Origin of the sequence: Sulfitobacter sediminilitoris, assembly GCF_010667575.1 — a bacterium.
Classification (GTDB): domain Bacteria; phylum Pseudomonadota; class Alphaproteobacteria; order Rhodobacterales; family Rhodobacteraceae; genus Sulfitobacter; species Sulfitobacter sediminilitoris.
The window spans coordinates 54,773-67,386 of record NZ_JAABNT010000011.1 but is presented as its reverse complement, the minus strand read 5'-3'; the positions used below and the strand labels follow the sequence as shown (position 1 = coordinate 67,386).

Annotated in this window: 13 protein-coding genes; 10 read left to right on the top strand and 3 right to left on the bottom strand. The window is 57.3% G+C overall.

What is annotated here, in order from left to right; translation table 11 throughout:
• The 5 genes from GV827_RS16400 (at nucleotide 1) to GV827_RS16380 (ending at nucleotide 4,092) form a co-directional block, all read left to right on the top strand.
• Nucleotides 1–330 carry a hypothetical protein gene (locus tag GV827_RS16400; protein ID WP_164354896.1) on the top strand — a complete coding sequence of 110 codons (330 nt, stop codon included), beginning with the start codon at nucleotides 1–3 and terminating at the stop codon, nucleotides 328–330.
• 136 nt (nucleotides 331–466) lie between these two features.
• Entirely contained in the window at nucleotides 467–1,246 is a 780-nt protein-coding gene (locus GV827_RS16395; protein ID WP_164354895.1) for a succinate dehydrogenase iron-sulfur subunit, read from the top strand.
• A 77-nt stretch (nucleotides 1,247–1,323) separates the two neighbouring features.
• Nucleotides 1,324–1,539 carry a hypothetical protein gene (locus GV827_RS16390; protein WP_164354894.1) on the top strand — a complete coding sequence of 72 codons (216 nt, stop codon included), beginning with the start codon at nucleotides 1,324–1,326 and terminating at the stop codon, nucleotides 1,537–1,539.
• Nucleotides 1,540–1,603: 64 nt separating this feature from the next.
• Complete coding sequence (locus GV827_RS16385) at nucleotides 1,604–3,250, top strand: FAD-binding dehydrogenase (RefSeq protein WP_164354893.1); 1,647 nt, start codon at nucleotides 1,604–1,606, stop codon at nucleotides 3,248–3,250.
• Complete coding sequence (locus GV827_RS16380; protein ID WP_164354892.1) at nucleotides 3,247–4,092, top strand: urea carboxylase-associated family protein; 846 nt, start codon at nucleotides 3,247–3,249, stop codon at nucleotides 4,090–4,092. Before GV827_RS16385 ends, GV827_RS16380 begins: the two co-directional genes overlap by 4 nt.
• Before the next feature lie 10 nt (nucleotides 4,093–4,102).
• Here the strand turns inward: GV827_RS16380 and deoD are convergent, their stop codons facing one another.
• The 3 genes from deoD to GV827_RS16365 all read right to left on the bottom strand — a co-directional run bounded on the left by deoD (nucleotide 4,103) and on the right by GV827_RS16365 (nucleotide 7,445).
• Entirely contained in the window at nucleotides 4,103–4,807 is a 705-nt protein-coding gene (deoD, locus tag GV827_RS16375) for a purine-nucleoside phosphorylase (RefSeq protein WP_164354891.1), read from the bottom strand.
• A gap of 243 nt (nucleotides 4,808–5,050) precedes the next feature.
• Nucleotides 5,051–5,395 carry an H-NS histone family protein gene (locus GV827_RS16370; RefSeq protein WP_164354890.1) on the bottom strand — a complete coding sequence of 115 codons (345 nt, stop codon included), beginning with the start codon at nucleotides 5,393–5,395 and terminating at the stop codon, nucleotides 5,051–5,053.
• A gap of 82 nt (nucleotides 5,396–5,477) precedes the next feature.
• Nucleotides 5,478–7,445 (bottom strand): protein meaA, encoded by a 1,968-nt coding sequence (locus GV827_RS16365; RefSeq protein WP_164354889.1) that lies wholly within the window; start codon nucleotides 7,443–7,445, stop codon nucleotides 5,478–5,480.
• Nucleotides 7,446–7,885: 440 nt separating this feature from the next.
• On the opposite strand from GV827_RS16365, the gene GV827_RS16360 reads away from it, so the two are divergent.
• The 5 genes from GV827_RS16360 to GV827_RS16340 all read left to right on the top strand — a co-directional run bounded on the left by GV827_RS16360 (nucleotide 7,886) and on the right by GV827_RS16340 (nucleotide 12,580).
• Nucleotides 7,886–9,259, top strand: a complete 1,374-nt coding sequence (locus GV827_RS16360) for a 1-acyl-sn-glycerol-3-phosphate acyltransferase (protein WP_164354888.1) — start codon at nucleotides 7,886–7,888, stop codon at nucleotides 9,257–9,259.
• 144 nt (nucleotides 9,260–9,403) lie between these two features.
• On the top strand, nucleotides 9,404–10,684 hold the full coding sequence (gene ccrA / locus GV827_RS16355) for a crotonyl-CoA carboxylase/reductase (protein WP_164354887.1): 1,281 nt from the start codon (nucleotides 9,404–9,406) through the stop codon (nucleotides 10,682–10,684).
• Nucleotides 10,685–10,901: 217 nt separating this feature from the next.
• Nucleotides 10,902–11,108 (top strand): hypothetical protein, encoded by a 207-nt coding sequence (locus GV827_RS16350; protein ID WP_204325936.1) that lies wholly within the window; start codon nucleotides 10,902–10,904, stop codon nucleotides 11,106–11,108.
• The gene (locus tag GV827_RS16345; protein WP_164354886.1) at nucleotides 11,056–11,775 is read left to right on the top strand and encodes a helix-turn-helix transcriptional regulator; all 720 of its coding nucleotides are present in this window, start codon (nucleotides 11,056–11,058) and stop codon (nucleotides 11,773–11,775) included. The genes GV827_RS16350 and GV827_RS16345 overlap by 53 nt, the downstream gene beginning before the upstream one ends.
• Before the next feature lie 169 nt (nucleotides 11,776–11,944).
• Entirely contained in the window at nucleotides 11,945–12,580 is a 636-nt protein-coding gene (locus tag GV827_RS16340) for an acyl-homoserine-lactone synthase (RefSeq protein WP_164354885.1), read from the top strand.
• Nucleotides 12,581–12,614: the final 34 nt, after the last annotated feature.

Sequence of the window (12,614 nt, the reverse complement as noted above, 5' to 3'; positions counted from 1 at the left end):
ATGCGCCTTGCGACCCTTGCATTGATCGCGGCGACGCTTTCGGCCTGCACGCAAGTGCAGCAGGCCGTGGACGACACTGCACGGCAAGGGGCGAAGGGCGTGGTCACAGAGACGCTTGCCACACGCTTTCCACAGGTGCCCAAAGAGCTGATCACGCCGTTTACGGATTGTATCATCGACAACTCTTCGGCGTTGGAAATCAGGGATTTTGCGCGGGCTGCGATTGTCGGTGTGGACGAACAGACCGTGACGACCGTGCGCACGGTTCTGGCGCGGCCAGAGACGGCACAATGCCTGCAAAGTCGCGCCCTGAGCAGTGGGATTATTTGAGTGAGCAACACACGATCTGCCTCAGGTATCACAAAGAATTTTGCAGTCTGTTCGTTAGGCACTGCATGAACAGAACGCGCCAACGGGCGCATGAGATGAAACGGGCAAGCCTCTGCCCAAGAAACGGAGAAGCGACATGGTTCAGCTGACACTCCCCAAGAACTCCCGCATGACGACAGGGAAAACATGGCCACGCCCCGAAGGTGCTACCAACGTCAAGGAATTCCACATCTATCGCTGGAGCCCGGATGACGACAAGAATCCGGCCATCGACACCTATTTCGTCGATATGGATACCTGCGGGCCAATGATCTTGGATGCCCTGATCAAGATCAAGAACGAGATTGACCCGACGCTCACATTCCGCCGCTCCTGCCGCGAAGGCATCTGTGGCTCATGCGCAATGAACATCGATGGCATAAACACTCTGGCCTGCACTTATGGCGTGGCCGAGGTGAAGGGTGCAGTCAAGATTTATCCGCTGCCGCACATGCCCGTGGTCAAGGATCTGATCCCGGATCTGACGCATTTCTACGCACAGCACGCCAGCATCCAGCCATGGCTTGAGACAGAAACGCCAGCGCCCGCGAAGGAATGGAAACAGTCCATCGAAGATCGCGAAAAGCTGGACGGTTTGTACGAATGCATCATGTGCGCCTGCTGTTCGACGTCTTGCCCCAGCTACTGGTGGAACGGCGACCGTTACCTAGGGCCAGCAGCACTGCTGCATGCCTACCGCTGGATCATCGATTCACGGGATGAGGCGACAGGTGAACGGCTGGACGAGCTGGAAGACCCCTTCAAGCTCTACCGGTGCCACACGATCATGAACTGCGCCAAGACCTGCCCGAAGGGTCTGAACCCGGCGGCGGCCATTGCCAAGATCAAGAAACTGATGGTCGAACGGACCATCTGACACCACTCTTCCAGTGCCTTTGGCCTGTCTTCGTCCAAACTGGGGCGCAGGCAGTCCGAGGCCGGACGAGACTGCCGATGTTATTGCTTCCTGCCCTGATCATCGTGGTGATCGCTGTTGCGGTCTACGCGCATCGAAACAAGGACCGTCGTCGCTGCCGGTGGCGGCAAAGCAAGGTCGGCAGCAAGGGCGCGTTGATCAAGTACAATTGCATCACCTGCGGCGCCGAGGCTTTTCGCAGCACCGGCCCGCCTGACCGCTGCCTCGCTGCGATAGATGCACCAAGGCTGTGACCCCGGGTATTTCTCGACAAGTCGCGGAGGCGCGGGCTAACGTCCCTCAGGACCGGGGGACTGTATGTCGGAATTCAAAGCAGATGTGATCGTCGTTGGCGCAGGCCTTGCCGGAATGGTGGCCGCGCATGAGGCTGTCTTGCGTGGCCGCAGGGTGCTGATGCTGGATCAGGAAGCGCCCCAATCCTTGGGCGGGCAGGCGTTCTGGTCGCTTGGCGGTCTTTTCATGGTCAACACGCCCGAACAGCGGCGGCTGGGCATCAAGGACAGCAAGGAGCTGGCCCTGAGCGACTGGATGGGATCGGCACAGTTCGACCGGCCTGAGGATGCCAACCCGCGCGCATATGCGGAACAGTTTATCGACTGGGCTGGCGGCGGCATGCGGCAGTGGTGTTACAACATCGGGATGCGCTGGTTCCCGGTGGTCGGCTGGGCCGAGCGCGGGGGCGAGATGGCGCATGGACATGGCAATACGGTGCCACGCTTTCATATCACTTGGGGGACGGGCACCGGGGTGGTGAAGCCCTTCGCTGACCTGATGGTGAAATACGCCAATGAGGGAAAGATGAAGCTGGCCTTTCGCCACCGCGTCACTGAACTGGTCAATAGTAACGGTGCGGTCACCGGGGTGCGGGGCGATGTACTAGAAAGCAGCACTGCCCTGCGCGGCGAAAGCACGTCACGCGTTGTAGCTGGCAGTTTCGAGCATGACGCCGAGGCTATTGTGCTGACGACCGGCGGGATCGGCGGCAACCATGATGTTGTACGCAAGCATTGGCCGACCGCCCGGCTGGGTGCAGCGCCTGACAAGATGGTCGCGGGGGTCCCTGATTACGTGGACGGCAAGATGCACGGTATTGCGGCTGCGGCGGGTGCAGGTCTGATCAACGAAGACCGCATGTGGCATTACTGCGAAGGATTGAAGAACTGGAACCCGATCTGGCCCAACCATGGTATCCGCGTTCTGCCGGGCCCCTCGTCTTTGTGGTTTGATGCCAAGGGAGACCGGATGGAGGCCCCATATTTGCCCGGATTTGACACCTTGGGGACGCTCAAGCGCATTCTGTCGGTGGGCGAACACAGCTGGTTCATCCTGACGCAAAAGATCATCGAAAAAGAGTTCGCCCTTTCTGGGTCCGAACAGAACCCGGACCTGACTGATGGTGGCTGGCGGGACGTGATCAAGGCGCGCCTTGGGTCAGGGGCCACGCCCGCGGTTGAGGCGTTCAAGGAGCACGGCGAAGATTTCGTCGTGGCTGATGATCTCGAAACGCTGGTGGCCGGGATGAACAAGATCACGCCGGATCATCCGCTGGATCTTGACCATATTCGCACCCAGATCAGGGCGCGGGATTTGCAGTTGAAGAATCCGTTCTGCAAGGACGCCCAAATCACGGCCATCCATGGCGCGCGTAGCTACAAGGGAGACAAGCTGATCCGCACGGCAAAACCCCAAGAGATATTGAGCAAGGTGAATGGACCGCTGATCGCTGTGCGTCTGAACGTGCTGACGCGCAAATCGCTGGGCGGCTTGCACACGGACATCAACGGGCGCGTCCTGACACCATCGGGCAATGTTCTGCCCGGCCTTTTCGCAGCGGGCGAGGTCTGCGGCTTTGGTGGCGGCGGGTACCACGGGTACAATGCGCTCGAAGGCACATTTCTGGGGGGCTGTCTCTTCTCTGGGCGGATCGCAGGGCAAAACGCATGAGTGGCGCGCCAAAGGACGCAGAGGCCCGGCGGGCAGTCAAACCGGTCATTTGCTACCCTGTGGACACGCTGCCGCAGCCTGACATGGCACTGCTGGATGATGCGCGTCACAGCTTGCGCAAGATCGACGAAGTCACCGTGCCGCCGCGCGATGCCCGCACATTCCAGGTCCCGGCTGGCCATTTCTTTCGCATTACCTCTGTCGAGGGGCCGCAGGTGGGCGATTTGAATCTCTGGAATGCCAAGGATCTGAGCGAACGCTTCTATTCCGGCAAAACCCGCGCATTGCATGGCACGCACATCACAACGGGCGAGCGGATGTGGTCCAGCTTTCCGGGTCTGCGGCCCATGGCGACAATTACGCAGGATACCTTGGGATGGTACGGCATCGACACCTTTGGCGGCTCTGTCCATGACGTCATCGGCACACGCTGCGATCCTTACACACACAACCTGTTGAAAGGCGGACAATATCACCATTGCTGCCATTCCAATCTGACGCGTGCGTTGGCCAGCCATCTGGGCGTACCGGCAGATCAGGCTGAAACGCACGTCCACGACGTGCTCAACGTCTTCATGTGCACTGGTTTCACGCGGGATACCGGCCAATACTTCATGAAGGCCAGCCCTGTGCGACCCGGCGATTATCTTGAATTCTTCGCGGAAATAGATCTGCTTGGTGCGCTGAGTGCCTGTCCGGGCGGCGATTGTTCGGCAGAGCATTCCTCGGATGTGGCGGCATGTCATCCGCTTCTGGTCGAGGTGTTCGCGCCTGAAGAAGGGGCGCTCACCGGTTGGGAGCCACCTTCCGTAAACGGGTATGACCGAACCCATGGTTTGTGACGGGGCCGCTTCAGGCGAAGGCGGCTTCCAAGGCAATCTCTACCATATCCCCGAAGGTCCGCTCTCGGTCTGCTGAGGGCAGCGCCTCACCGGTCTGAAGGTGGTCTGAAACTGTCAGCACGGCAAGCGCCCGACGACCATGTCGCGCCGCAAGTGTGTAAAGCTCTGCCGCTTCCATCTCGACCCCAAGGATACCGTGCCGGACCATCTGTTCGTCCAGGTCAGGTCTTTCGGCGTAGAAAACGTCAGAAGAATAGATGCCGCCCACATGGGTCTTGCCGCCCTTGGTCTCTGCCGCGGTGACGGCTGCGCGTAGCAACGACCAGTCAGCGGTCGGGGCAAAGTTCACCTCTTTGAATATACCGGAGGAAGGCGAGGTGATCGTGGTCGCCGACATGGCGATGATCACATCACGGATGTCCACATGGGGCTGCATACCACCACATGACCCAATGCGGATCAGCGTTTGGGCGTTATAGCTGCTGATCAGTTCATTGGCATAGATCGACAGGGACGGCATGCCCATGCCAGACCCCTGAATGGTCACAGGGTTGCCTTTCCAAGTCCCGGTAAAGCCCAGCATGCCGCGCACTTCATTGACCAGTTCGGCACCATCAAGAAAGGTTTCCGCAGCCCATTTTGCACGATACGGGTCGCCCGGCATCAATACGGTCTCGGCGATTTGGCCCGGTGCTGCCCCGATATGAACGGTCATCTGCTGTCACTCCTGTATTCGTGCAGCACAGACTGCCCTTGCCAGGCAAATCGGGCAAGGGCGAAAATCTACGAAAGCACACTCAATTCGTGCGGCTATGGCCTGCAATTCTTGTACGGGTGGAATTAAGATTCGCGAAACCCTGAATATTTAGCGCTGGGTCTTTATTGAATCGGGGTGGTATTCGGCAATTGAACCTGTTCCGATACCCGCGCAATTCACAAGCCTTGCGCGAGTGAGTCTTCAGATTTCCATTGCTTCGGGCGCCGTGCCCTTTTCAATCTCTGCACGAAACCAATTCGGCTGACGGCCTTTTCCTGTCCAGGTTTGTTTTGGATCAGATGGGTTTGCGAATTTTGGCTTTGATTTTGGGCCTGCTGATTTTTGCTTGGTTTTCCGTGCTTTACGGGGTGCATTGTCAGTCTCTGACAATTCATCCAGTGAAAACCCGAATTCAGCAGCCGCTTTTTGGGCCGCTTTCTTGGCTTCTCGACGGTCGCGCGCTTGCGCATCCTGAAGAGCCTTCTTTACATCCTTAAGGTGTTTCTCAAGTTGTTTGCGTGACATTGACTTCAAATCAATCGTCATGAACTAGTTCCTTCCGCACATTGAATTGTACAGAAGGATCTATCAAAACCTATTGAAAATAAAACACCATTTTTGTGTCAGGTCATTCTGCGGCTACTGCGGCCGGATCAGCAAGCGTGACAATATCCTGCATGATCATATTCAGCTCAAAGTCCTTGGGCGTATAGACCCGTGCTACTCCCATTGCCTTGAGGCGTGCGGCATCGTCGTCGGGAATGATACCGCCCACAATGACCGGAACGTTTCCAAGCCCTGCCTCGCGCATCTGGTTCATCAGGTCCTCGACCAGTGGAATATGAGAGCCTGAGAGGATGGATAGCCCCACAACATGCGCCTCGTCCTTGCGCGCTGCGGCTACAATTTCGGACGGGGTCAGACGAATACCTTCGTAGGCAATGTCCATGCCGCAATCACGGGCACGCACGGCAATCTGTTCGGCCCCGTTTGAATGACCATCAAGGCCCGGCTTGCCGACAAGGAACTTCAGACGGCGGCCCAGCTTGTCGCTGACCGCATCAACGGCTGCCCGCAGATCGTCCAGACCTTCGGTCTTGTTCGATTGTCCTTTCCCGACGCCCGTGGGTCCACGGTATTCGCCGTGCACAGCACGCATCTGCGCGGCCCATTCTCCGGTGGTGACCCCAGCCTTGGCGGCTGCGACAGAGGCGGGCATCACGTTCCGCCCCTCCGCGGCTGCGGCACGTAGATCGGCCAGCGCAGCGTTGACAGTTGCCTCATCACGGTCCGCGCGCCAAGCGTTCAGGCGGTCAATTTGTTCGGCCTCCACAGCAGGGTCGACGACCATGATGCCACCGTCACCCGTCATCAGCGGGGATGGTTCACCTTGCTGCCACTTGTTCACGCCAACAACAACGGTTTCTCCAGCCTCGATGCGGCCCAACCTTTCGGAGTTGCTCTCGACCAGACGACCCTTCATGTAATCGATTGCCGAAATCGCGCCGCCCATGTCATCCAGAAGGGCCAGTTCAGCGCGGGCACCTGCCTTGAGTTCTTCAACCTTGGCATCCACGGTTGGATTGCCGTCAAAGAGATCATCGAATTCAAGCAGATCCGTTTCATATGCAAGGATTTGCTGCATCCGCATGGACCATTGCTGATCCCATGGGCGCGGCAGGCCAAGTGCTTCGTTCCACGCGGGAAGCTGCACGGCGCGGGCGCGGGCTTTTTTCGAGAGAGTCACCGCAAGCATCTCAATCAGAATGCGGTACACGTTATTCTCAGGTTGTTGTTCTGTCAGGCCCAGCGAATTCACTTGCACGCCGTACCGGAAACGACGGTACTTGGAATCCTCAACACCGTAACGTTCGGCGCAGATCTCGTCCCAGAGATCAACAAAGGCGCGCATTTTGCACATCTCGGTGACAAACCGGATGCCAGCGTTCACAAAAAATGAGATACGTCCAACCAGCGCTGGGAAATCCTTTTCGTCGACGCGTGGCCGCAATTGGTCCAGCACCGCCGTGGCCGTGGCCAGCGCAAAGGCCAGTTCCTGTTCGGGCGTCGCACCGGCCTCTTGCAGGTGATAGGAACAGACGTTCATCGGGTTCCACTTGGGCACGTTGGTATAGCAATACTCAGCCACATCCGCGATCATCTTGAGCGACGGGGCAGGGGGGCAGATGTATGTCCCGCGCGATAGGTATTCCTTGATAAGGTCGTTCTGGACCGTGCCTTGCAGCTTGGAGACATCGGCGCCCTGTTCCTCAGCAACGGCGATATAAAGCGACAGCAGCCAAGGCGCTGTGGCGTTAATCGTCATCGACGTGTTCATCTGCTCTAGCGGGATCTGGTCGAAAAGCGCTCTCATGTCGCCCAGATGGCTGACAGGCACACCGACTTTTCCGACCTCACCCCGGGAAAGAACATGATCACTGTCATATCCGGTCTGCGTGGGCAGATCGAAAGCCACGGACAGACCTGTCTGTCCTTTTGCCAAGTTCGACCGGTAGAGCGCATTGGAGGCTGCGGCGGTCGAGTGGCCCGCATAGGTGCGGATCAGCCAAGGACGGTCTTTGGTTTGCTCGGACATGGGCAGGCTCCTTTGATCGGTCGGGCAACATTATTGCGTTACGCGCTACATATGAGACATTTTATACCAATGTCAATTCGCTGCGTTGCGGCATTGTGCGATGGGAATTGACGCAGAGCAAGCACGGGAGCGTGAAAGGCGTCTCTTTGTCAGGGACTGTCACCCCGCAGGTGAAATGAATTGTATCGGTCTGATGGTGATGCGTCCGGTCCTCGCCATTCGCGTCCGAGTAATGCTGGTGATCTGAATGAGTAAAAATGCAGTACGTACGGCATCATACAAAGCGGGCCGCAGTATCTTACATAATCGCCTGCACCAGCGGCCTGATTGGGCGTGTGATCTTTGCCTGAGGGGCTGGAAAGCCACAGCGGCCGCGCCGCGGTGAAGATTACCACATTCTGATATTGTCCTTGGTCACAGGCGCTGCAAGGGTACACGCCATGACGCAGACCGTGCAATTGCCGCTATGGCTTTTTATCCTGATCGTGCTGTTTGCGATGGTCACAGCGCTGAGCCATCTGCTGTTGCCATCGGTGCGTTGGTTCTTTCGTCGCAGACTGGAACGGGCTGTCAAACAGCTGAACACGCGGTTAAAGCGCCCGATTGAGCCGTTCAAGCTGGCCCGTCGTTATGACATGATCCAGCGCCTGATTTATGATCCGGAAGTCACGCGTGAGATCGTCAATTATGCAAGGGCCAACAAAGTCCCCGAAAATGTGGCCTTTGAAAAAGCGCGTGACTACGCCCGCGAAATCGTGCCGAGTTTCTCTGCTTTTGCGTACTTCAGCTTTGGCATTCGGTTGGCGCGGTTGTTGGCAAAATCGGTCTACCGGATTGAGACGGCTGACAATAACGCGAAGATTTTCGATGCTATTCCCAAGGATGCGACAGTGGTTTTCGTGATGAACCACCGCTCAAATATGGATTACGTGCTGGTCACCTATCTGGCGGCGCGCGACAGCGCGTTGTCTTATGCGGTAGGCGAATGGGCGCGGGTCTGGCCGCTTAGCTGGCTGATTAAATCGCTTGGCGCTTACTTTATCCGCCGTCGGTCACGCGGCGATCTTTATCGGAAGGTGCTGGCGCGCTACGTCCAGATGGCGACGGCGGGCGGGGTCAATCAGGCTTTCTATCCCGAAGGCGGGTTAAGCCTGAACGGGCGACTGCAAGCCCCCAAAATGGGGTTGATGTCCTATCTGGTCGATGGATTCGATCCTGAGGAGGGGCGCGATGTGGTGTTTGTCCCGGTTGCGATCAACTATGACCGGGTGTTGGAGGATCTGGTGCTGATCGCAGCGGATCAACGGGGGGACCGGCGGTTTGGCGCACGGATATCGGTTGTGGTCGGCTTTATCCTGCGCAAGCTTTGGCAGCGGCTGACCCGCCAGGATACCCGTTTTGGTGCGGCGGCAGTCGCCTTTGGCCAACCACTTTCGCTGCGCAACGAGACGGAGCATCATGCTGTCGACGGGCTTTTGGAAGAACTGATGTCCCGGATCGAGACGGTTATGCCTGTCCCCATTGTTCCGGTCATCGCGCATGTGCTGTTGGAGGCCGACGGGATCACCGATGCCAAGCTGCTGGAGAAGGCGGCGACGGTCCTAAGTGAGGTGCCCGAAGGCAACCGGGTTATCAAGCTCGAGAACCTCAAGCAGGAGATGTCGCGTGCGTTGAAAGGGTTGAAGGCAAGGGAACTGATTACGGAAAGCGGAGACATCTGGCGCATCGCGAGCGATCACAGACCAGTGTTGCAGTTCTATGCGAATTCGATTGCTCACTTTTTTGAAGAGGATGATGCTGCGGTAGCGAAGTAAGTTTCTGCATCCGCTGGGTCATAAAATTACAAAAAGCGATCTTCTGAGGTTGCTTTATTGCGCGTTGGCCCATATTTCACTCTACGAGCGATACGATTCTGCATCGCGGCAATTTAGATACGCAAACCAAGGGGAGGCCCTCGCATGGCACTCGATCAAACCATTGCGCAATACGATGCACCTGAAAAGGACCTCTATGAGGTGGGCGAAATGCCGCCCATGGGGCACGTTCCAAAACAGATGTATGCCTGGGCCATCCGCAAGGAACGTCACGGCGAACCAAACACGGCGATGCTGGAAGAAGTGGTGGACGTGCCGACGCTTGACAGCCACGACGTCCTTGTCCTCGTGATGGCGGCGGGCGTTAACTATAACGGCGTCTGGGCGGCCCTTGGTCAGCCGATCAGCCCGTTTGACGGGCACAAACAGCCCTATCACATCGCGGGCTCCGACGCTGCTGGCATCGTCTGGGCCGTAGGTGACAAGGTAAAACGCTGGAAGATCGGCGATGAGGTGGTCATTCACTGCAATCAGGATGACGGTGACGATGAGGAATGCAACGGCGGCGATCCGATGTATTCTCCGACCCAGCGGATCTGGGGTTACGAGACGCCGGATGGATCCTTCAGCCAGTTCACGCGCGTGCAGTCACAGCAATTGATGCCACGCCCCAAGCATCTGACATGGGAAGAAGCAGCCTGCTATACACTGACGCTGGCCACTGCGTACCGGATGCTTTTTGGTCACGAACCACATGATCTTAAGCCCGGGCAGAACGTATTGGTCTGGGGCGCATCGGGCGGCCTTGGATCTTACGCGATCCAATTGATCAACACTGCTGGCGCGAATGCCATCGGCGTGATTTCGGACGAAAGCAAGCGTGACTTCGTGATGGATCTGGGCGCCAAGGGCGTTTTGAACCGCAAGGACTTCAATTGCTGGGGACAACTGCCCACGGTGAACACGCCCGAATATGCAGCATGGTTCAAAGAGGCGCGCAAATTCGGCGCGGCAATCTGGGACATCACGGGCAAGGGCAACAACGTCGATATGGTATTCGAACACCCCGGCGAAGCGACTTTCCCAGTCTCAACCTTTGTTGTGAAAAAGGGCGGTATGGTCGTAATCTGCGCAGGTACCACCGGTTTCAATCTGACCTTTGACGTGCGTTATATGTGGATGCATCAGAAGCGCTTGCAGGGCAGCCACTTCGCCCATCTCAAGCAGGCGTCTTCTGCCAACAAGTTGATGCTTGAGCGTCGGTTGGACCCCTGTATGTCAGAAGTGTTCGCATGGAACGATCTGCCAGAGGCGCATATGAAGATGATGCGAAACGAGCATAAGCCGGGCAATATGTCCGTGCTGGTTCAATCTCCGACGACGGGTCTGCGTACGCTGGAAGACGCGCTGGAGGCACGCAAGTAACCTTTGATTGTTTCCTGTCTGGAAACGATGCCCGCGGATCGCCATATGCGATTCGCGGGCTCATTTGTTGATATCTTCTACCATTGGTTGAAATCATAGGGTTAAAAAGTGACGCCTCGCTATTTTTGGGGAGTGGAAACCAGTGAATTCCTTCAAAAATTGATGCATGCTAAGGTTGTGTTAATAGACTGTTAACTATTTGAAAGAGAAGCTGCGTATGCGAAGTGACTGGATTTTGGACGTTCTTGCCGATTTGAAAACTTTTGCCTTGTCCATCGACCTGCCGGTTTTGGCCGAGCAGCTGGATGACACAGCAATCGTTGCCCTGGCCGAGATCGCCTCACGCGAAGAGAGGATGCAAGCGCAGGCGCATGGGAACGACAGGTCGATTGGACTGCATTCTGGAGAGCTTGGAGCAAGCTAATACGCTCGACGGATTGCAGACCGCAAGCCTGTCGCTGCGCGACCATCTGAGGGTTGAACATATTGCGTACCACTGGGTCGATTCTGCCGGGGACCAATACGGCTGCGGGACCTATTCGCTTGCGTGGCAGGAACGCTATATCTCTCAAAATTATCAACGTATTGATCCGGTCGTTATCGGATGCTTCCAACGCTTTCACCCCGTAGACTGGAAACAGCTCGACTGGTCCTCCAAGGCAGCGCGCGCATTTCAGCTGGAGGCGATTGAACATGGGATCGGCAATCAGGGTTTTTCAATGCCGGTGCGTGGGCCCAACGGCCAGTTTGCCCTCTTTACGGCGAACGATAGCTGTGATGACAACACATGGGCGACCTTCACTGAACGGCACCGGCACGAATTGGTACTAATCGCGCATTATCTGAACGAAAAGGCGCTTGAGATTGAACCGGGCCGGACGCCTGAGATCGCACCAGCACTTTCCCCGCGCGAGGTAGATGCAATGACCCTTCTGGCCATTGGCTATAGCCGGGCACAGGTGGCTGAGCAGCTATCAATCTCGGAACACACCCTGAGGGTCTACATTGAAAGCGCCCGGTTCAAATTGGGCGCGCTTAACACGACCCATGCAGTCGCAAGGGCATTAAGCAGAGGACTGATCGTCGTCTGACGGCGGCAATGACTTTCATCTCCGAAATTCTGGATCAGCAAGCGCGCAAACGTCGCAGGCAACGTTTGCTGTTGCGCGCCAGCAGGCAGGGCCGCGCGATGGTTTTTGGCGGCGTTAACGGGCGGAGAGGTAACCACTTGGTCATACCTTTCCCAGCCCGGAGACCTGCATGCTGCGCTATCTTTACGCCGACCAACTGCACCGCCACCCTCTGCTTGCCCGTCAAATGTTTCGCGACCGTGCCGACCAGTTCAAGACGCGGCTTGGCTGGGCGGTGGAAGTGGACAGCAATGGCGAGGAGCGCGACTGCTACGATGCGATGAACCCGCTCTACGTGATCTGGGAAAACGTTGATGGGAGCCATGGCGGTTCCATGCGGTTCCTGCCAACGACGGGGCCTGTGATGGTGAACGACCATTTTGGGCATTTGATCCAAGGTCCAGTGCGCAGTCCTTTGATCTGGGAATGCACTCGTTTTTGTCTCAAACGCCGGGCAGGCGCGCATGTCGCGGCCGCTTTGATGCTGGGTGGGGGGGAGATCATGCAAGGGTTTGGCGTCAAACACTTTGTTGGGGTCTTCGATGCGCGCATGGTGCGAATATACCGGATGATTGGGTCGTCGCCAGAAGTGCTGGGCAGTAGCGGGACGGGCCGCGACCAGATCTCTGTTGGTCTATGGGACTTCAGCCCCGAAGCACAGTCACAGGTCGCCGCGCGCGCGGGGGTCACGCCGGAACAATCGCGTTTTTGGTTCGATCAGGCGATGGGCGGTCTGCGTCATCACCCTGGGGCGAAAACCGCCTGAACGGACGCAATCGCGCTGGCCCCGGCACCGGCCT